21 protein-coding genes and 1 pseudogene are annotated in these 19,643 nt (G+C 43.1%); 15 read left to right on the top strand and 7 right to left on the bottom strand.

Annotated elements, in window-relative coordinates; translation table 11 throughout:
- Nucleotides 1–789, top strand: coding sequence for an MBL fold metallo-hydrolase (locus tag JOD01_RS16815; RefSeq protein WP_204519476.1), 789 nt, complete (start codon nucleotides 1–3; stop codon nucleotides 787–789).
- On the opposite strand, the gene JOD01_RS16810 is transcribed toward JOD01_RS16815, so the two are convergent.
- Nucleotides 767–1,012, bottom strand: a complete 246-nt coding sequence (locus JOD01_RS16810; protein WP_204519475.1) for a hypothetical protein — start codon at nucleotides 1,010–1,012, stop codon at nucleotides 767–769. The genes JOD01_RS16815 and JOD01_RS16810 overlap by 23 nt on opposite strands.
- Before the next feature lie 216 nt (nucleotides 1,013–1,228).
- Here JOD01_RS16810 and JOD01_RS16805 point away from each other — a divergent pair, with 216 nt between their 5' ends.
- The 6 genes from JOD01_RS16805 (at nucleotide 1,229) to JOD01_RS16780 (ending at nucleotide 8,639) form a co-directional block, all read left to right on the top strand.
- Nucleotides 1,229–2,482 carry a S1C family serine protease gene (locus tag JOD01_RS16805; protein ID WP_204519474.1) on the top strand — a complete coding sequence of 418 codons (1,254 nt, stop codon included), beginning with the start codon at nucleotides 1,229–1,231 and terminating at the stop codon, nucleotides 2,480–2,482.
- A gap of 121 nt (nucleotides 2,483–2,603) precedes the next feature.
- Nucleotides 2,604–4,052, top strand: coding sequence for a leucine-rich repeat domain-containing protein (locus JOD01_RS16800; RefSeq protein WP_204519473.1), 1,449 nt, complete (start codon nucleotides 2,604–2,606; stop codon nucleotides 4,050–4,052).
- 343 nt (nucleotides 4,053–4,395) lie between these two features.
- Nucleotides 4,396–4,638: a CxxH/CxxC protein gene (locus tag JOD01_RS16795; RefSeq protein ID WP_204519472.1), complete on the top strand. Its 243-nt coding sequence runs from the start codon at nucleotides 4,396–4,398 to the stop codon at nucleotides 4,636–4,638.
- Between the two features lie 3 nt (nucleotides 4,639–4,641).
- Nucleotides 4,642–5,121 (top strand): 23S rRNA (pseudouridine(1915)-N(3))-methyltransferase RlmH, encoded by a 480-nt coding sequence (rlmH, locus tag JOD01_RS16790; protein WP_204519471.1) that lies wholly within the window; start codon nucleotides 4,642–4,644, stop codon nucleotides 5,119–5,121.
- Nucleotides 5,122–5,232: 111 nt separating this feature from the next.
- The gene (locus tag JOD01_RS16785) at nucleotides 5,233–6,018 is read left to right on the top strand and encodes a HamA C-terminal domain-containing protein (protein WP_239565542.1); all 786 of its coding nucleotides are present in this window, start codon (nucleotides 5,233–5,235) and stop codon (nucleotides 6,016–6,018) included.
- Nucleotides 6,019–6,053: 35 nt separating this feature from the next.
- The gene (locus JOD01_RS16780) at nucleotides 6,054–8,639 is read left to right on the top strand and encodes a DEAD/DEAH box helicase (protein ID WP_204519470.1); all 2,586 of its coding nucleotides are present in this window, start codon (nucleotides 6,054–6,056) and stop codon (nucleotides 8,637–8,639) included.
- A gap of 139 nt (nucleotides 8,640–8,778) precedes the next feature.
- Here the strand turns inward: JOD01_RS16780 and JOD01_RS16775 are convergent, their stop codons facing one another.
- Nucleotides 8,779–10,353: a recombinase family protein gene (locus tag JOD01_RS16775; protein WP_204519469.1), complete on the bottom strand. Its 1,575-nt coding sequence runs from the start codon at nucleotides 10,351–10,353 to the stop codon at nucleotides 8,779–8,781.
- Between the two features lie 527 nt (nucleotides 10,354–10,880).
- Between JOD01_RS16775 and JOD01_RS16770 the strand changes: the two genes are divergently transcribed.
- The 5 genes from JOD01_RS16770 to JOD01_RS16750 all read left to right on the top strand — a co-directional run bounded on the left by JOD01_RS16770 (nucleotide 10,881) and on the right by JOD01_RS16750 (nucleotide 14,724).
- Entirely contained in the window at nucleotides 10,881–11,297 is a 417-nt protein-coding gene (locus JOD01_RS16770) for a hypothetical protein (protein WP_122953252.1), read from the top strand.
- Complete coding sequence (locus JOD01_RS16765; RefSeq protein ID WP_122953251.1) at nucleotides 11,279–11,566, top strand: hypothetical protein; 288 nt, start codon at nucleotides 11,279–11,281, stop codon at nucleotides 11,564–11,566. Before JOD01_RS16770 ends, JOD01_RS16765 begins: the two co-directional genes overlap by 19 nt.
- A 643-nt stretch (nucleotides 11,567–12,209) precedes the next feature.
- Nucleotides 12,210–12,467, top strand: coding sequence for a hypothetical protein (locus JOD01_RS16760; protein ID WP_204519468.1), 258 nt, complete (start codon nucleotides 12,210–12,212; stop codon nucleotides 12,465–12,467).
- Between the two features lie 254 nt (nucleotides 12,468–12,721).
- Nucleotides 12,722–13,240, top strand: coding sequence for a DUF669 domain-containing protein (locus JOD01_RS16755; RefSeq protein WP_204519467.1), 519 nt, complete (start codon nucleotides 12,722–12,724; stop codon nucleotides 13,238–13,240).
- Between the two features lie 509 nt (nucleotides 13,241–13,749).
- Nucleotides 13,750–14,724 carry a hypothetical protein gene (locus tag JOD01_RS16750; RefSeq protein WP_204519466.1) on the top strand — a complete coding sequence of 325 codons (975 nt, stop codon included), beginning with the start codon at nucleotides 13,750–13,752 and terminating at the stop codon, nucleotides 14,722–14,724.
- Between the two features lie 169 nt (nucleotides 14,725–14,893).
- On the opposite strand, the gene JOD01_RS16745 is transcribed toward JOD01_RS16750, so the two are convergent.
- The 4 genes and pseudogenes from JOD01_RS16745 to JOD01_RS16735 all read right to left on the bottom strand — a co-directional run bounded on the left by JOD01_RS16745 (nucleotide 14,894) and on the right by JOD01_RS16735 (nucleotide 17,283).
- Complete coding sequence (locus JOD01_RS16745; RefSeq protein ID WP_338028577.1) at nucleotides 14,894–15,820, bottom strand: DUF2628 domain-containing protein; 927 nt, start codon at nucleotides 15,818–15,820, stop codon at nucleotides 14,894–14,896.
- Nucleotides 15,821–15,856: 36 nt separating this feature from the next.
- A pseudogene (locus JOD01_RS20080) lies at nucleotides 15,857–15,919 on the bottom strand (zinc-ribbon domain-containing protein); the annotation flags it as partial.
- A gap of 15 nt (nucleotides 15,920–15,934) precedes the next feature.
- Nucleotides 15,935–17,119, bottom strand: a complete 1,185-nt coding sequence (locus JOD01_RS16740; RefSeq protein ID WP_204519464.1) for an ankyrin repeat domain-containing protein — start codon at nucleotides 17,117–17,119, stop codon at nucleotides 15,935–15,937.
- Nucleotides 17,116–17,283, bottom strand: coding sequence for a hypothetical protein (locus JOD01_RS16735; RefSeq protein WP_204519463.1), 168 nt, complete (start codon nucleotides 17,281–17,283; stop codon nucleotides 17,116–17,118). Before JOD01_RS16735 ends, JOD01_RS16740 begins: the two co-directional genes overlap by 4 nt.
- Before the next feature lie 143 nt (nucleotides 17,284–17,426).
- On the opposite strand from JOD01_RS16735, the gene JOD01_RS16730 reads away from it, so the two are divergent.
- Complete coding sequence (locus JOD01_RS16730) at nucleotides 17,427–17,789, top strand: helix-turn-helix domain-containing protein (protein ID WP_204519462.1); 363 nt, start codon at nucleotides 17,427–17,429, stop codon at nucleotides 17,787–17,789.
- A 31-nt stretch (nucleotides 17,790–17,820) separates the two neighbouring features.
- Here the strand turns inward: JOD01_RS16730 and JOD01_RS16725 are convergent, their stop codons facing one another.
- Entirely contained in the window at nucleotides 17,821–18,105 is a 285-nt protein-coding gene (locus JOD01_RS16725; RefSeq protein ID WP_204519461.1) for a hypothetical protein, read from the bottom strand.
- 167 nt (nucleotides 18,106–18,272) lie between these two features.
- On the opposite strand from JOD01_RS16725, the gene JOD01_RS16720 reads away from it, so the two are divergent.
- Nucleotides 18,273–19,139, top strand: coding sequence for an AAA family ATPase (locus JOD01_RS16720; protein ID WP_204519460.1), 867 nt, complete (start codon nucleotides 18,273–18,275; stop codon nucleotides 19,137–19,139).
- Nucleotides 19,126–19,557: a hypothetical protein gene (locus JOD01_RS16715; RefSeq protein ID WP_204519459.1), complete on the top strand. Its 432-nt coding sequence runs from the start codon at nucleotides 19,126–19,128 to the stop codon at nucleotides 19,555–19,557. Before JOD01_RS16720 ends, JOD01_RS16715 begins: the two co-directional genes overlap by 14 nt.
- Nucleotides 19,558–19,643: the final 86 nt, after the last annotated feature.

The following is a 19,643-nucleotide window of genomic DNA, read 5'->3' as shown; positions in this document are numbered from 1 at the left end:
TTGAAATTTAGTATATTGGCGAGCGGCAGTACCGGCAATGCCATTTATGTGGGCACCGATCGTTACTCGCTCCTGATCGACACCGGGATTACCGGCAAACAGGCGGAAGCGGCATTGCAGGAAATCGGCGTCAATCCGCAAAGTTTGAATGCGATCCTGGTAACGCATGAACACGTGGACCATATTAAAGGACTCGGTGTGATGGCGCGCCGTTATAAAATCCCGATCTATGCAAACGAAAAGACGTGGGCGGAAATGGACGGGCAAATCGGGAAGATCGCCGAACAGCAACGGCAACTGTTTCAAACAGGCGAAACGAAAGAGTTGGGCGATCTGACCGTTCAATCGTTTGGCATTTCTCATGACGCAGTGGAGCCAATGGGCTTTTGTGTGTATCACGGAAACAAAAAACTGAGCATCGCGACCGATCTCGGCTATGTCAGCGACAAGATCAAAGAGACGATCCGCGGGGCGGATGCCTATATTTTCGAAGCCAATCACGATGTGGAAATGCTGCGCATGTCGCAGTATCCCTGGAGCATCAAACGGCGCATTCTCAGCGATGTCGGACACTTGTCCAATGAAGCTTCCGCGGAAGCATTGGGCGATTTTCTCAAGGGAGAAGCGGAACGCGTGTTTCTTGCTCATCTCAGCAAAGAGAACAACATGATGGAGCTGGCGAAACTGACCGTATCGAATATTTTGCAGGAAAAAGGCTTAAAGATCGGCAATGACGTGCATCTCAGGGAAACCTATCCGCATCGACCTACGAAATTGGAGGTGTTATAATTGGAGTAAGGGCCCGGCCCTTTTCCTGTGCCTGATGCAGGTAAGCGGAGTCAAGCTGGGCTGCTTTCGCCTGCAGTTCTTGCTCGCTGATCACGCCTTTCTCGATCAGCAGGTCGATCAAAGCGTCCAAGAGCAATCGGTTTTGCTCGTTCCATTCTTGCAAGTCGGCCAGTTTGGCGATCATCTGAACTTGCTGAAGCGGCGAGAAAGAAGAAGCTTTCATTCTATCAATTCATCCTTTCCTAGCGTTTTTCGCGTGTTACTAGGATATACAGGATGAACCTGTTTTATGATTGATTTTGCGGTGATTCCACAACCTTTCCATATTTCTCACGCTACTTTGCCGAAAACGAATCGTATACTAAAAACACAAAGGAAGCAAGTATACGACAAGGTGAAATCAGTAAACCTAGGAATAGTGAGGAAGGAGAGATTTTCTATGGGTTTTTACGATAATCATCAAGATATGTATCCCGCACCGGAACGTAAAAAACGGCGGGAATCTACGTTAGGAAAACAAATCGTCACTTCTGTTTCTTCAGCGGTTATCGGTGGTTTGGTCGTTCTGCTGATGATGCCGACACTGGCGAAAACGGGATACCTTCCCCAACAGCAAACCAATACAGCGAAAGCGATGGAAACAAGCATCACTAGCGGCAACACATCGGGGATTACCGCTCAACCGATCTCGGTCAGTGTGGAGAATGCGACCGTTCAAGCTGTAGAAAAGGTTGAAAATTCGGTAGTGGGTGTCATTAATATCCGCCAGGTGAGCAACTGGTTTAGTCAGGAGCAAAGTTCGGTGGAAAGCGGCGAAGGCTCCGGGGTCATTTTCGAAAAGAAAAATGGCAAAGCTCACATTATTACCAATTATCATGTGATTGAAGGAGCACAACGCGTGGAAGTTGCCTTGCCGAACGGCGATAAAGTGGAAGCGAAAATTATGGGCGCTGACCAGTTTACCGACCTGGCCGTGCTGGAAATCGACGGTTCCAAGGTAACGTCTGTAGCTGAACTTGGCGATTCCGACGCTTTGAAAGTCGGGGAACCGGCTATCGCCATCGGGAACCCGCTCGGTCTGAAATTCTCTCGCACGGTAACGCAAGGAATTATCAGTTCCACCGACCGCTCGATGCCAGTCGATTTGGATAATAACGGACAAACCGACTGGGAAATGGACGTCCTGCAAACAGATGCGGCGATCAACCCGGGGAACAGCGGAGGCGCCCTTTGCAATATTTACGGTCAGGTGATCGGGATTAACAGCATGAAGATTGCGCAGTCTGGCGTAGAAGGTCTCGGCTTTGCCATTCCGATCAACGATGTCAAAAAAATCGTAACGGAATTGATGCAAAACGGCACGCTGCAACGCGCTTACCTGGGCATTTCCCCGTACGATCTGGCGAATGTGCCGAAATACCACTGGAAAGAAACGCTCAACTTGCCTGACAGCGTCACTGAAGGGGTCGTGGTCATGGATGAAGTGACGCGCTTCTCGCCGGCAGGCAAAGCGGGCTTGCGGCAATACGACGTGATCGTCAAACTGGATGATACGAATATCTCCAACGGCGCACAGCTTCGCAAATATTTGACCTTGAACAAAAAACCGGGCGATACCGTCACAATCACCTTCTACCGTGACGGATTCAAAAAGACGGCAACGGCTACTTTGGAAAAAACGCCGGCGCAATAAAGACGAAAAGAGGTGCCAAAAGGTGCCTCTTTTTTCGTGCAACCTTTCTCCTCCATTCCCAGTCAAATAGCGTAGGACTAAAAGGAAAGCGAGAAGCGGGAAGAAACGAGGGGACGATCTGATGAAACGGTTTATGGGCATGTTGCTGGCAGTCTGTCTGGCGCTGTCCGGCGTGAGCGCTGCCGCGGCGGCGAAGGAACCGGATATCAAAGTGGAGGTAAACGGAAAGCTGCAGACGTTTGACCAGCCGCCGCTGATCAAGAACGGGCGCGTACTCGTCCCGTTGCGGCACATCTTTGAAAGTTTGCAAGCCAAGGTAACCTGGGATGCGAAGACAAGAACGGTGATCGCAACGAAAGAGAATGTGGCGACCATTGTGTTGAAGATCGGGGACAAGACCGCTTACGTCACGGCCAATGTGGCGGGAGTGAGCAAAGAATATCCGGTCGGGCTGGATGTTCCCGCGGAAATTCGCAATGGGCGGACCTTGGTGCCGTTGCGTTTTGTAGCCGATAGCATTAACGGCAAAGTCGATTGGCAGGCCGAGCAGCGGTTGGTGCAGATCAGCACGGCGGTGTCGGCTTCCTTTATCAAAGATCCTGCCGTCGAGCAGGCGGTGCGCGACTCCCTTGGGAAGCAGACAGGCCCATTGACGATCGAGGATATGAAAGCGGTGGACCATCTCAATCTCATGAAAGGGACAATCGACTTAAGCGGGCTTGAGTATGCCAGCAATCTCAAGCATTTGTTTCTCAATGCCAATCAGGTGACGCATCCGGAAGCGCTGCGCTCATTGTCGGCCTTGGAGGAGTTGAGCCTGGATTACGTGAACGTGACCGATCTGAGCTTTTTGCAAGGAATGCCGCGCTTGCAGTCGCTTCATCTCTCGGCGGTGCCGGTGACGGACATCGCCCCGATCAGCAAGCTGACCCAGCTGACCCGTTTGTCGATCAATCAGGCGCCGATATCGGATATCAGTCCGCTCGCTTCCTTGAAACGGTTGCGCGAGCTCGCTCTGGAACAAAACAAGGTTGCCGATCTCGGTCCATTGCAAGGATTGACACAATTGGAGAGGCTGACCGTCTACCAAAACCCGGTGACGACCGCGGCACCTTTGGAGAATTTGTCCAAGCTGACCCATTTGTCGCTGACCGCTACCGAGATTGCCGACGGGCAGCCGCTGGCCGGTTTGACCAATCTGCAGGAGCTGGCGCTGAATCAAGGAAAGTTGCAAAACATCGATTTCGTCAGCAACCTGACGCACTTGCAGCTGCTCAACGCAGCGGGCAACCAGATCGCAAAGCTGCCGCAGTTGAGCAAGCTGACCCAGCTGCAGACGTTGTTGATAGGGGAAAACCCGATCAGCGATCTGACGCCGCTAACCGGCCATCCCGCCCTGAAAAGCTTGGTGCTCGATCAGACAGACGTAACCGATCTTGCGCCATTGGCCACCTTGCCGTCTTTGCGGGAAGTCACGCTGTTTCAGCTCGGAATTGATTGGAACACCGATGCGGCGGCGCTACAACTTCGCCAACGGTTGGAACAGGCGGGTGTGTCGGTGAGATCCTAAAAAAACCGCTTGTGTAAAAAACGGCCGTTTTTCGGTTCCGTTTTTGCAAGACCGCTCGCTGACCGATCCTGGGGACAGCGCAAAGGATGTGCCGCTGACCCCCCGATCCGCATGCTCATAGCTGGTCTGTCTGAGCTGATTCGCATCGGCCAGGGGAAACGGACCTTTTGGCAACTCAAACAGAATGGTCGAGTGAACTTGGAGAGCACGTAACCGTGCTCTTTTTTTGTTGGCGATCGGCGCGGCGCTGTTCCTCCAATTTCCTGCGTGAGCAGTTGGCTCGCCGGGGCAACTTGGGTAGAATAAGTAGGAAAGCAAAAGAACGGAAGGGAAGTTGGAGTCATTGTCACAACAGGATAGAATCATACAAATTGAAGGAAAAGAAACCGCGATTCACGCTGAACACCCGGTTGAAGTTGTTTGTCTGGAGCATGTTGAGGAAGCGATTGATGACTATGTCAACCAATATGAAGTCGCCCCGGACACCTTCCCGCTGGAAAAAGTTGCTGATCCCGCTGTTGGACACAATTGTGCCGTTTGCGGTCAGCCCGGAGCAGTCGTCTTGCTGCATGTGAAAGGATTGTAAACGATGCAGATTGCGATCATCACCGTCGGCAAGTTAAAGGAAAAGTATCTCAAGGAAGGCATTGATGAATACAGCAAACGATTGTCCACCTATTGCAAGCTGCAAATCGTCGAAGTCAGCGACGAGAAAGCGCCGGAAGAGATGAGTGCAGCCGAGATGGAACAAGTAAAGCGCAAAGAGGGCGAGCGCATCCTGGCGCAACTCAAGCCCGATCAGCATGTGATCGCCCTCGCCATCGAGGGCCAGATGTGGAGTTCGGAAAAGCTGTCGGCCGAATTGGACAAGCTGGCCCTGCATGGCCGCAGCCAGGTGGCGTTTGTCATCGGCGGCTCGCTGGGATTGTCCGATGACGTGCTGAAGCGGGCCGATGCCCATTTGTCGTTTTCCAAGATGACCTTCCCGCACCAGCTGATGCGGTTAATCCTGCTGGAGCAGGTGTATCGAGCGTTTCGGATTAGTCGGGGGGAACCGTACCACAAGTAACGGCAACGGTTTTGAAAAAACTATTGTTTCCATTACTAGCACTACAGTCCCAGTTTTTAGTATAATAATCAGTATATTCATATATCTATGTCCCTACTGGGAGGGAACAAAATGGCAGTACCTGCGAGAAAAGTTAAAGCATCTAAAGTAACTAATGTAGGAGACTTGGAAGCTAAGATAAAAAAATTAGTTGTTGGAGACGGTAAAGACTTAGATGCTTACTTCAATTGTGTAGCAACTAACATACAAATACTAAATACGAAGGCAAAACTTCATTGTCATACAATTTCTCATGATGGCAATGATCGCCCGAGAGTTAAAGATTTAGCACGCGCTGTTGCTGCGGCAGTTATAGATTATTCTATTCCTAGAAGTGAAATTCTTGAAGCACATAATCATATGATTAAAACTAGGTCAACTGTTAAATGGACTGAGTTGGCAGTTAAAGCTAGGCAATTATTCACTTCACTCTCACAGACTGGAGAAGGTGGTGAAATGCTCCTGTACTTATTGACTCAAACTTTTCTAGGATTGCCACAGGTAATGTGTAAAATGCCCTTAAAAACAAGCAAAGAAATGCATTTTCATGGATCGGATGGGATATATGCCCAATTTGATAACAATACACAAAAACTATCACTCTATTGGGGAGAATCTAAATTATATACCAGCATTGATAACGCAATAAGTAAATGCTTAGACAGTTTAAAACCATTTTTAATAGATGATGGCGGCACAGACTCTGCACAAGATAGGGATCTTCAATTGTTCCGAGATAACATTGATTTATGTGATCCTTTGCTCGAACAGGCATTCTTAAATTATCTGAACCCTAAAAGCCCAACTTTTAAAAAGCTAGAATATAGAGGTGTTTCTTATTCCGTTCCCATCGGTTGATGATTTTCGTGAAGCCTTTTTAAAGGAGATTTCCTATGCCCTCTAAAGAAAAAGGATTGCCAGAAAAATTAATAGAACTCGATGGTTTTCAAGAGTTATACCAAAATTTATTACTACAATCAGTTGGTTCCCAGTTCCCTCTAATAAGCAAAGATTATGAGTGTAGTTCTATCGATTGGAATTATATGCTTAAATGTGCGAGCGTATTAGCAAAAAGTGAAGTAGGAGTATGTCAAGACGCTGCTTTAAGAATTGCTCAGTATTGCTTAAATTCAGAGCCAGAACATAATAATTATAAAATTGCTTCTGCAATAATTTTGGATACATTGACAAATACCCCTTCACTTAAACTTGCTATGAGAAGGAATTTAATTCCAAAAAATTTTGAAGAAAATATACCGTTTCCTCTACATTTGGATATGATGCAGAGAAGGATTAAGTTTTCTATTTTAAATTCTGAGGATTACAAAATCGTATCAATTAATAGGTTCCAAAAGTCAGTTTACGATAGTGCCCAAAACAATCAGTGGCTAAGTATCTCAGCGCCTACGTCAGCAGGTAAATCCTTTATTTTGAGGAGAATTGTAGAGGATAGCTTAATAGCAGGCGAAGAAAAAAACATTGTGTTTATGGTACCTACAAGAGCATTAATTCAACAAGTTGAGTTTGAAATAATTGATGCTTTAAATGAAAGAGGACTTGATAATGTATTTGTCAGTTCAGTTCCAAGCTTACCCAATGGTTGGAACAAAAAAAGGATAGTTCTTATATTAACACAAGAGAGGTTACAGTGGTTACTAAGTGATTACCCAACTTTTAAACCGCATTTATTAATAGTTGATGAAGCTCAAAAAATTGGTGATGGAACAAGAGGTGTTTTATTGGAGCAAGTTATTGAGGAAACAAGAAGGAGAAATAATTCAGTTAGGGTATATTTTTCCAGTCCCATGACCGAAAACCCTGAATTTTTGCTCAAACAAGCTCCAGAGAACTCAATAAAACATCCCATATCATCAGAGCAAGTTGCAGTAAACCAAAATTTAATATGGGTTTCCCAAGTGTCTACAAAAGCAAAGCAGTGGCAAATGGAATTATGTTATAAAAATGAGATACTAAAATTAGGTAAGTTTGAGGTATCAGATAGACCAGCAAGAAAAAGTATGAGGTTACCAATTGTTGCTTTTTCTTTGGCTAGTAAAAATGGTGGAAACCTAATTTATGTAAATGGTGCCGCTGATGCTGAAAAAACTGCTCTACAATTATGGACATTACAAGGAAAAGCGTGTGAAACAGATGATGAAGAAATCGTAGAATTAATCAACCTTGTCAAGAAAGTAATAAATAAAAATTATACTCTTGTGCAAGCGTTAGGTAGAAGAGTTGCATTTCATTATGGAAATATGCCTTTACTTGTCAGAAATGAAATAGAAAGACTGTTTACAAGCGGGAAAATTCATTTTCTTGTTTGTACTTCAACACTTATTGAAGGAGTAAACCTTCCAGCAAAAACAATATTTCTTAGAGGCCCAAAAAAAGGCATGAAAAAACCAATGAGCGAGATTGATTTTTGGAACTTAGCAGGGCGAGCAGGTAGACAAGGGAAGGAATTTCAAGGAAATGTAATTTGTATTGACCCCAATGATAAAGTATGGGGAGATGGGCCTCCACGTAATAAAAGGAAGTATCCAATTACAAGTACCATAAAGGAAGTCTTGCAGAAAAAAGGCGATGATTTAGTTAAATTTATATCTGATGGAACACCACGGAAAGTTGCGGCGTCTGAACAAGAGTTAGAATATACATTTACTTATCTCTTAGGAGAACGTATACGATATGATGAACTAAAAAAATCACCTGTTATTTCAAGATATCCTTCTAGTGATGAAATAATTGACCAAATTGAACATGAATGTGCTAAGGTTCTCGAAAAAATTGAAATACCAAAGAAGATTATTTACCGAAATCCAGGAATAAGCCCTATAGCACAACAATCGCTACTTGATTATTTTTCTTCATTTGAGAGAGATTATACTGAGTTAATACCAGCTTTACCTGAAAGTGAAGAGGCATATGAAAGTTATGTAAGAGTAATAGGGAGAATCTCAAAACATCTCTCAGGTGATCCGCCACAGCTAAACGAATATAGAGCAGTGCTAGTCACAAATTGGATGAGAGGATATGGGTTGGCTTGGATTATTGAACGGAATTGGGGATATTGGAGAAAAAGAAAGGATAAGAAGAAAACATTACCTAGCGTAATCAGAGAAACAATGCGGGACATAGAGGAATTTGCAAGATTTAAATTTGCAAAGTATTCTTCGTGCTATATTGATATCCTTAAATACTTCCTTGAAAAGGAAGGGTTTACAGATTTAGCAATGGATCTACCAAAACTAAATATCTGGCTTGAGTTCGGTGCATCACAGCAAACACAAATTTCCCTAATGAGCCTTGGACTTTCTAGAACTACTGCCATCGCATTGTCAGAACTGATTGTTCATGATAATTATAATACTGACCAATGTCTTGAGTGGTTAAATACTGTTAATCTAGAATCGCTTGAATTGTCCCCAATAATAATTCAAGAGGTTATGCATATTCTTATCGGGCGAAATAGCTAAGTAGATACCGATTAATGGTCAAAGAACAGCAATATTGGACGGAATATTTCTTTTTCCATTACCAACAGTTTTCTTGAAGCGAAACGATGAGGGAGCAAGGCGAAGCACTTATTTTGCTTCGCCTTGCTTAACCCTTTAGCTAGCTTACGAGTAAAGTCTCCTTTAGATCATCAAATTTCCATTCAATCTTATCTATCTTCCTACCGGATGTCACAGTTATTTCCTTTATCAACGCATGTACCAACTGCTTTCTTTTTACATGATCAGCCCGCTTAAATACCTTCCGAAACTCCCTTAGCATACCCTTCAATACCTCAAACGGTATGGGAGTGATATCACCAGATTTCAGTTGATTCTCAATTTCCGCTTTCCGTATAGACAGCCGTTGCTCCATTTCAGATAATTCTCGTACTCGTTTTCTCAACTCCTCGGCTTCAAGCTGATCATTTTCATACAATACAAAGTACTTACTAATTTTTCGCTTTAAGTCGGCAAGTTTTTTATCGACATGCTTCAATTCCTGCTCAAGTGGCTCTTTGTCCACTTCTTGGCGTTGCCCAAGCTCCTTTGCCACATCTGCCGTAATCTGTGGCTGGCTTACTATCTTCTCTATACGAGCAAGAATCTCTTCTTCAGCATAATCTGCCCTAACGCTATTCGCCCGGCATACCGCAGAGCCTTTATTGGCAAACTGTCCACATTGATAGTACAGTGTGTATTTGATTTCCCCATTCTTGTTTTTACGAGTGGCACGCTGAGCAACCATACCATGCCCACACATAGGGCAGCGCATGACCCCAGTAAAGGGAAAGGAGCCATGAAACACCTGTGCTGGCTTTTCGGATTTTGTCTTGTACATGGCTTGTACGGTGTTCCAGAGTTCTTCAGAAATGATTGGTTCATGCTCACCATCTGCCAGAATGGGGCTGGCATTGGTACCTTTACGTCTTTTAACTGTCCAATTCTCTTGTTTATTGAAACGGATTTTGCCTACATAAAGCGGGTTATTCAGGATGTCTTTAACTGCCACTACACTAAAAGGCTTGCCCCATTTGGTCTTGTAGCCGAGGTGATTTAGTTCATTGGCAATCGCTTTTATCCCTTTTCCACTGGCGTATTTTTCAAAGATCATCCGTACCAATGCCGCTTCTGATTCCACAATTACGAGTCTGGTCTCCTTTCGTTTACGGAATGTACTGCCTTCCACTTCAACAGACTCATACCCCAAAACTTTACCACCGTTCCATTTCCCTTGTCTGGCACGTTGTTTCATGCCCATTTTGACGTTATCGACAATTGTATTACGCTCCAGTTCCGCAACTGACCCCATCATTTGGAGAGCAAATCTGCCCATTGGTGTCTCTGTTTCAAAATTCTCGGTATAGCTGCGGAAGGAAACACCATGTTTTTGCAGTTCGTCTACGATGGTCAACAGATCAAGTTGGTTACGTGAAATCCGGTTAATCTTCCAAACGATCACTTCTTGAAACAGCCCTTGTTTGGCATCTCGCAGTAACTGTTGGAGTTGAGGACGATTCTGTATTGACTTGCCAGATATACCTTCGTCTTTATACTCCTTGGAAACTATATATCGGTTTTGTTTAGCATATTGTCTCAATGTGTCCAACTGAGCCTGTATAGAGTAACCTTCCTCAGCTTGCTCCTCAGTACTTACTCGAGCATAGATCGCAACGGATTTCAAGTTATCAAACATCTACAACGCCTCCCTATGAATCAGTGCATTTCCACACTTGGCAGAGCCTCATCAAACACAAATTTTTTCGATGAGGGAACCGCATCTCAATCCCTTTTTTCGTGAAAATGCTCTACATAAAAGAAGGCGAGAACATCAAAATTTACTCCCTGTATCTATGACGACTGTGAAGATTACAGGCTTTTTGAGATATAGATAACACTTTGAGCCAATTACAGAAGCGGGAGAGTTTAGAAGTAAAGTGGACATGTTTGGAGGGAACGGCAATGACGGGACTGGATGTGTTATGTGTGTTGTTTGGACTGTATTGCTGGGATAGGATTCTACAGCACAGGCTAAAAGAATGGACGGGACAGCATACCACACTTAGAAATCGTGGAAGAAAACGATTTGTCATTCGATCATTTAAGGTAAGAGGAAAATGAGCAGAACTAGAAGGTTTGTATCCTTAGGCGGGTATGGTTATTATCCTGCCGACTTCATCTGCTCAGCAACCAAGCTCATTGCCGAGTTAAGGAGTGAACATAATGGCAGGAACAAAAGTGGCACTGAACCGATCACAAAAGATGCTCAGCCAATTGGAAAAGCAAGATCGGGAACAGATACAGAAGAGAATAGCCCGATTAGGCTTTGTTCCAGATGAAGTGCTGGCAACGTTACCACTGGAAAAGAGAGCTACAAGGGCAAGACTGCTCGTTTTCTTGGAATACGAAGAGATCAATCAGGCGTATGCCTGTTCCCATATAACAGAAATCCATTATTCTTGTACCTTTTATCCCAGCGTGATGATCGAATACCTGCATTATATGCTGGATGAGGTAGGGCTTTTACCAGCAGAAGAAATAGACGTTTACAGAGACTTGATTGTGGCTACAAATCCAGACGTAATGCAAAACTTTGATCAGTTGGAAAGGAAGTGGAGAGCATGTCTAGCTCAGGTGTAACCATTGAGACCAAAATACCCTTGCCGGATAAAACGGCAGACTCGCTCACATCCGTCATGACGATAACGGATAAAGAAGAGCGGGGGAAAAAGATCACTACGGTTGACCATATGATCTATCTGGACAAGGAAGTGGGGAATAAGCCGAAACGGTCTGGGAATCAAGCGGCACTACAGCAGATATTTGACAAAGTGCTGCATGGGAAGAAGCTGAATCGTACCGAAACATCGACTCTGTTGAAAGCAATAGCGGCTGTAGTGGAGAAGTAACCCCCCCTAAAGTTTTCTTTTTACTGGATAAGAAACTTATGTTTCCTTAGATACTACCATCCCAGCCGTACCGCCCATGATGGAAACGAGTTCAAAAATTACACAATCCCGATCAACAAAAAGTAGGTTTTTCTCCATGAGAAACCTGCTTTTTTCTTATGCTGGGTATTGGAAATGTAAGCTCATCCCCCCTGTTATGTGGCAGATAAGCGGGATGGGTTGTGCCGCCCATGATAAAGAGATGATAACCGATTTTCGCAGAAAAAATTTCTGACGATGAAACACCTTGACGGAACCGATCAGCTAAGCAAGTTGATAGACGAAAATCGCCCAGATCGCTGCCGAATTGGTTCGGGGCTTCCGATTACGGACAGATGGAGCAGATGAAGAACAAGGTGATTCTGCCGTGTCCATATCATCAGTATGTGGTTGGGGTGTGATATGTAGGAGTTCCTAGGAACTTATAGGGCAATTTTCAACGAAACGGTCGAGGACGATAAAACATACCAGCCGAGACAGATCGCCTATAAAGTTCCTAGGCTATAATCGGTCTGGTGATGTGCTGAAGAGGGGGAGCAGAGGCAGATTGATTTTTAAGAATAACGAAAGCAATGAAAGGATGGAACTCGGAATGAGCAATATTGTGCGTATTCCAGTGAAAGCAGAAGAGGGTAAGCCAAAGAAGCGGAATGTGTATGTGCAGTCTGCCAGTGATGTGAAACGACTGCTCAATAATACGATCAATGAACTAAGGAATGGCGAGATAGACAGTAAGAGTGCCAATTCGATTGGCTATCTGGCGAACATCTTGCTCAAGGTGTTCGAGACAGAAGAAGTTATCCAGAAAGTGAAGGAACTGGAAGAAAAGTTTACACTGATTACCGACCATAGCCGTCCATAAGGGCGGCTATTATCCTGTAATAAATGACAATAAAACCATTTTGAGTAAATATATTCCTTTTAATTACATCAGTATATAAAATTTACCAGATTGCCCAGCCCAGTATTCTCCACACTGGTCATAGTACGAGGGGGTAAATTTTGATGTTTCGGGTTATTTCTTTTAGATGGATTTTTTATCGGGCTACGTTTTGTACGACAAAATGACCGCTCCATTTTCCATCTACAAATACACAATTGTGGAGGCTGATTAGCATGGCAAAGATCAACATTAACGGAGTTAAGAATGAAAAAGGGACGGGTTTTACGCCCGTACCTGAGGGGGTCTATGAAGCGATCATTACCAGAGTAAATATCACCACATTTAGTTCTGGTAATCCGGGACTGAACCTCATGTTAACCATTCGTACTGATGTGGAGCAACCATGCGGAAATCGTAAACTTTTTGACAATTTAGTACTTGTAGAGAGTTCCATGTACAAATATGATCTGGTTGCTGAGGCTACAGGGTTCCCAGAAGACCAAGAAATTACCTCGTTGGAGCAGTTCAGAGACTATATCTTGCATAAGCCTGTACAGGTCAAGGTACTTCATGAGCCTGACAAATATAACCCAGAAAAAACAAGAGAGCGTATCAGCACATACAAAAAAGGACTGGAGCTTAGCGAAGATACTGAGCTTCCAGCAACTGAGGATGAGGTTGTAGACAAGATGACCGAGCAAGTAAAGGACATCATACGTAAGAAACGGGAGAAAAAGGACATGCAAGGATAAGAATATTCGAGTGTCAGCGGGAAGCGGGCGATACCAGCCCTATTACCGCTGAACGGGAAAAAGTGGCTCTGAGAGGAAAGGGAACTGGAGAGGGTACAGGAGAGCATACAGTCCCAAAAAGAAGAGAAAACCAAGCGGACATGGGGGCGCAGCCCCCACCACGCAGGGGAATCAGGAAACTCTTTTATTTCTCTTTTATTTTCTCTTTTAAACTCTTTTAAGGATTCACCTATTGCCGTTCCGTATGGGGAAAGGGGCAGATTTCCTCGTAAATCCTCCAGTTACCCTCTTACATCCACCACCTGTCCGCTTACCTTCTACACCTGTCCTCGTAAATCTTCCACTTGTGAAAGGTAATGCAATCAGTGGGGAATCAGGACGTGGAGATATTGGGAGGAAGGTAGGCTTCCGTAAGAATGCAGGGAAGTGCCTAGCCTAACTTTATAAGATATATTGCCAGATTGTTTGATTTTTTCATTATCATCGAAAACAGTATCGGGGTGCATAATATGGAAATTATATCCTCAAGCATGCCAAGAGGGCATCTAGCTTTTCATCTCTTGAGTGAGCGAGCATTGGATGCCATGAATCTATGCGGCAATCGGGGTAGGCTCTCTAAAGGAGATTTGCCAGCAGAACGAGTATACCAATCCAGTAATAAAGAGGAAGTAAGATTACAACTGCCTTGTATAGACGGAAAGTACGAAGAAATTACGCAAAATGATCTAGACGTTTTACGTGCGATCACGACCCATTATGCAGAGATAAAGGAAATACATTGCCCATTTGCCACACCAGACCCTACGGAGTGGGTCGATGAATCATTATCAGGTGCCCAGTTAAAAATAGTAGATTCCTCAGACATTTTTGACTTATGGCATGATGGAAAAGCCATTGCGATAGGCATTACTCCAGAACAAATACGGAAGCGGCTCGGCAACGTGACAAATAAACAGCTCCCTACAACTACCATTACCCGTTCCCTACAACGCCTTTCACAGATGAGAGTGGAGGGAATCTATAAGGTACGATCTGAAAAGGGAACACTTGATGTTCCGATCAATGGAACGCTACTCCATTTTGAGATAGGGACAGGGAGTAACCGTAGTATCGTGTACAATATCTATTTTGCGACTCAATGGGGGCGACTCTATTTACACAATGTCCAGTGGGGAAACCTCATTCGAATATATACACCAGATTATCTTACTCTTTCAAATGGGGCCAAGAATCTGTTCATGACAGTCATGGTATTTCCTAATCCCGTTTTCATTCGTAGGGAAGATACACTACTTTCCATGCTGGGGATTAAGATTGGCAAAAATCGTAATAGAGCCGTACAAAATCTGGTTAGGTATGCAGATGAACTGGAACAACATCAATTTATTACTTGGCAATGTAAGAACGGAACCTACACCATTGAGCGTTTGATCGACCCTGCCATTGTACCAGGAACAGAAGCAAAAGAAGATCAAGACTGGTAAGGAGTGAGCCAAGCTATGACAGAATGGGATGAGAAAGAACAATATCTGTTGTTTATTAAGCTCCTAGCTGATTTGATACAAGAAGAGGTCAACAAGAGAAATGCTGAGCAGATCGCAAGCTAAGCAAAAAGGGAACCAACTCAAGATGAGCGGTTCCCTCATTATGTTTTTAATCAGTTTCTTTGCTGGAGATGATTAGCATGACTGTACCAGGGTCAACAGAGAGTACTTTGACGTATTTGTTCTGTATGTATTTGGTTGGTTCTGGAAAGTATCTTTCGCTTCTAAATATTTGGAACTGCTTTGATACCCAGCTTTTCACCTGTTCTACAGTTCGATCATCATCGAAAAAGCCACGAATCATTGCACCAGTGTAAATCCAGTTGGCATCTGCTCCAAGTGGGATGTAAGCGTTGGCTGATTCAATTTTACTGAGGTCTTTTCCAGAAAGGGCAAGGGAAAAACCAAACGGTGATTTCATATATAGGAAGAAAGTCTCCCCGCCATCTTGGTAACGAAAGCCTTCTCGTTCATAAAATTGAACCATGCTTTTTACTTGTTGCTCGTCTACTTTCATGTAACCATTAGACAAAAATAGAGTAGTAACAATAACGGGGATGAGTACGACACCGATACCTTTCCAGCTAGTGCCTCCAACTTCTTTGATTTTCTCTCGTTGTGTGGATAGTTCTCGATATAGGTTGTTAATGCTTGTGATTTTTTTATTCACATGTTGATAATACATGGTGTTGCCAAGGAAACCACAGATAAGCATGATAGGTATGGAGGCAGTCAGGACATTGGAGAAAAGAAATTCGGAAGCAATGATGTAAAAAACAGTAAGAATGAGTGCTTGCAGATACATCCTCCTGTACCCCATCCAGTAGACATTCCCGATAAAGGCAGCCCAGTTCCAACCTGCCCTTTTGGTTGAGTCAGATGAAGTTGACCATTTTGACAGGTAATAATCAGCATTATGCCCGATAAATAGCCGGAAAGCTTCATCTTGATTCAGAATATGTTCAGACTGGGATACAGATATGGCTTGATTAGTTGATTCATCTAAAAGTGGTAGTTCCTGAGCCGTCGTTGCCACAGTCTCTTCAAATACTGATTCAGACGGAACTTGTAGACCGCATGAAGAACAAAATCGGGCATTGTCAGGTATAGTAACTCCGCAATTTGTACACCGCATTATCAGATCACTTCCTTATTGGGCATTGAAAAAAGCTATAAGATTAGCTTCTGGACTGTTTTTGCCAGTAACTTGACGTTGAGGTTTTTCCACGGTTACTTTTAGCGTCCCAGTAGCAAGATTAGCAAAAATGGATGTGGGATGCTGTTTATTATCTAGTTTTACAACCAGTTCAATCCTAAAGTCAGCAACCCTATTTAACAGCAGGTACTGATTATCATTGACGGAAAAGACAACATAGCGTCTTGGGATCTTCATCTGAATACCCTTCTGCGATAGTTCCTGCTGACATTGACGAAAATAGCTAATAAGGGACTCTTCGATGAAATAGTAAGAAGCAATTTTTACATCCATGAAGTGTTTATTATAGTTCGTGTCCAAGTCCTGTGGATTTGGTGAGTACTGAAAGGTAAAATAAGCTTCGTTACTGGCAGCGTCATAAGTTAATTTAGCATTTGCCAAGTCAGGTCGATCTTGAGGGAATGCCTCTTTTAGCTTCTGAACGATCTCAGATTTCCTATAGATCAAATTGTTGTGTCCTTTTTCAACAATGGAGAAGTTTTTCCTGAAAATCTCTTCTAAGCTAGAGTCTACGCCCTTTAGTTCAAGAGTGATACTCGGTAGATTTTCAATATCTGTAGCATTGTTGTCACTTGGTGTTGTTTTGCCCTTTGCCGAATGCAATAGAGTAACGATCTCAGGAAAAGGTTCTGCCGCTTGTATTGCAGTGGAACCATCTCGGTACTTTCCATTTGGGTCAGCACCTGCTTCAAGTAACATTTTGACAAATTCTGTGTTTCCGTTGTATGCAGCCCAATATAGAACAGAGTCACCTTGTGAGGATGTAGCATTTGGATTTGCCTTATGTTCCAACAATATTTTTGCAATTTTATTAAAGGCGAAGTTATTTCGGTCTCTACTGCCAAAAGCAGTAGTAAGCAAAAGCGGCTCACCTGAAGAATCTTTGGTATTGGGATTCGCTCCTTGCTTCAGCAAAGATTCTACAGTTGCCGAATCGATTGCTTCAACTGCCTTTACAAGCTGTTTGTCTAATTCAGGATTGGGAGCGGGAGCGGAGGTGCTTGTTTGGACGACTTGGGTAGTTGGTTGTTGTGCTGGGGGTGTGGATTGTACCTGTCCACACCCAGCAACTACTATGGAAGTAATGAGAATACCGTTGATAAGCTTTCCATGTCTCATTCTTTATCCCCATCCTGGCTTGATTCGGTCTCTAAAAGTTCACCAAACCGTATACTGTCCACTTCAAAACCCCGAGCAAACCACTCAGGTAAGAACTTTTCGGTACACTCCACTTTTGCTCCGTTTTCTTTATTTACCATGACATAGATTTTTGTGTTTTCCATGTTCGCTCATCCCTTCTAAATTGGAAAAAGTAGTACAAAACTAATATACAGTACTCATGAGTACAATTAAAGCATTTGGTTTTGACTTTCCGTTACTGTTGTAGGGTGTCCCGCTTCTCTAGTCTGATAGAGAGGTGGTTGCGGTGTCGGCATTTCTAAAGTCAGTTGGTGAACGGATTCGTTCTATACGAAAAGCGCAAGACTCAACACAGGAAGCCCTTGCAGAAAAAGCTGGTCTCCATTACTCCTACATTGGCGGTGTGGAGCGGGGAGATCGGAATATCTCGCTTGAAACACTGGAAAAGATTATTGATGCACTGGGAGTATTGCCGGTTGAAATATTCCAGTTCGATTATGCTGATACTGAACAGGAGCAAGTTGATAAGAAACAGGTTTTGGAAGCTCTCAATTCATTGTTGATTGGACGCAATATTCAAGAAGTTAAGATGGTTCATCGGCTTGCAAAAGACATACTGGCGACAATTGATGAACAGAAAAACATATAAATTTTGGAAGCAACACGATTAGCCCCATTCCTCAAGCAGAGGATGGGGTATTGCTATTATTGATGTGCTTCAGCCTATGAGCGAGGGTGTTCTTTTCCAGTTTCACATGAAGAAGCTGGAGTTGGGCTTGTTGGTTCTTGTGGTGAATGTCGGTCAGTACGTCTTTGAGCGTTTCAAGGTGCAAATTGATGGCATTCGTGTAGGTGTAAGTGAGCGTGGATTCGATCATCTGGTTGTAGGTTTCAATTTGTGCTACCAGGTGATCTTCTTCGTCAATAAGATGCTCGTAGCGTTCGGAAGCTTTTTGGTTGTTCATTTCAATTCATCCCCTTTTTGCTGATGAAGCGGGGAAATCCCACTTTTTTGGCATTTTTTCAGCAGGGGAGCGGGAAGTAAAGAGATGAATTTCAAAAGTAGTAGTTCAAAGTACCTGTAAAAAAGTGTAATATGAGCTTGTATTAGTAATGAAGGGGGATAATTGTCGTGTCAAAAGTTGTTAGCGTTATAAATCTTAAAGGCGGTGTTGGAAAAACAACCGTAACCGTAGCATTAGCTGAATTTTTAGTAGTTGAGCATAACCTTAAAGTACTGGTAATTGACTTAGATCCTCAGACCAACGCAACAGTGGCATTGATAGGAGAAAAGGAATGGGGTAAACGTAATAAAAAAGGCTTAACATTATTTAACTTATTTAAAGACCATATAGATGATACTAGTACTTTTGATTTAGAGCAATCAATTGTAAAGAAGACCTCTAATCTGCAAGGAGGACTAAGCAATTTACACCTTTTGCCATCTAGTCTAGACTTTATTCAAATACAGGATAGACTAATTAATATTGGACAAACTGCGTTAATGAGACCTATTGATGTATTGAAGAAGGCAGTCAAGGATAGATTGGATGACTATGATATAGTATTGATTGATTGTCCTCCCAATTTGGGAATAGTTACACAAAATGGGTTAAATATTAGCGATTCATTCTTAATTCCTGTTATTCCTAATCGACTTTCTACATATGGTATTCCGCAGATATTAACTAGTGTGAAAAGTTTCAATCGTAGAACAGAATCTAATGTTCAACCTTTAGGTGTGGTTATATCTATGTTTAGATCAAATGTTCAGAACCATACTTTAACAAAGAACCAACTAGAGGCACAGGCTCAAGAAGGAAAAATGCCGAGAATATTTAAAACGATAATTCCATTAGCATCAAAAGTTTCTGATGCAACTGACTATGAGTTAGTGGGAATAAATACGCTAAAACAAAAGTATGGATGGTCAGGATCAAATTCAATGGAAGCATTCACGAACTTAACAAGGGAGTTTATGCAGTATGTTGGATTATAATGATAAGGATTTTAACAAAAAAGTAGCATTTATCTTGTATAAGATAGCTGAAAGAGTGGAGAATGACCAAGAGTTAGCTAAATACCTACTCGAACAGTATAGGACAGCTTTTTCCTCTGTAACAGACATAACATTTAAGGATGACGAGAAGCAATCAATAGTGAACGTGGTCAAAGACAATATAGAGACAGATATTTCCGATGTGTTTTCAATTTTTTCAAAAGAAGGGGCAGAGGGACTGCGTAACAATTTAGAACAATATGATATAGAAGCTATTAAGAAAATTGTTGCTGTAAATGGTCTTGATCCTTCACAAAAAGTAAGGAGATGGAAGACCAAAGTGAAAATTATTGATTTTGTTGTAGAGGTTATTGAGAAAAAAATGTCACATGGTAGTGCCTTTATCGATGAAAACTAATTCTACGCAAAAAGCTCTTACAGCAATGGCAAGAGCTTTTTGCCATGTATATGGCAAGTTTTTGTCTACCATTGGGAAAATCGTTG

Origin of the sequence: Brevibacillus fulvus, assembly GCF_016908525.1 — a bacterium.
Lineage (GTDB): Bacteria > Bacillota > Bacilli > Brevibacillales > Brevibacillaceae > Brevibacillus_G > Brevibacillus_G fulvus.
Note: the sequence above shows the minus strand (reverse complement) of the source record. Positions and strands in the feature narration are given on the sequence as shown.